Origin of the sequence: Streptomyces sp. DH24, from assembly GCF_029813775.1 — a bacterium.
Lineage (GTDB): Bacteria > Actinomycetota > Actinomycetes > Streptomycetales > Streptomycetaceae > Streptomyces.
This window is the reverse complement of record NZ_JARVKW010000148.1, coordinates 1-323: the sequence shown is the minus strand read 5'-3', so window position 1 is coordinate 323 and position 323 is coordinate 1. Positions and strand designations below refer to the sequence as shown.

Genomic DNA, 323 nt, shown 5'->3' with positions numbered 1-323 from the left:
GGTGCCGGGCTGCGCCAGATAACCGTGGGCGAGGCCGTCGCCGGCGAGATAGACCTCGCCGATCACCCCGGCCGGGACCGGACGCAAACGACCGTCCAGGACGTAGGCGTACTTGTTGGCCACCGGCCGGCCGATCGGCACGGCGGACCCCGGCACATCGCCCGCGTCCACCGGATGAGTGGTCGTGAAGCCCAAGGACTCCGCCGGACCGTAGCCGTTGACGATCCTCAGCTTCGGATACAGGCCGTACAGCCTGCCGATGTGCGTGGGCGACGCCGGCTCACCACCGGTGAACACCACCCGGACCGTGGAAAACGCCTCAG

Annotated in this window: 1 protein-coding gene; it reads right to left on the bottom strand. The window is 69.3% G+C overall.

What is annotated here, in order from left to right:
- The coding region (locus tag QC282_RS32250; RefSeq protein ID WP_279553133.1) for an AMP-binding protein at nt 1-323 on the bottom strand (323 nt) is incomplete at both ends.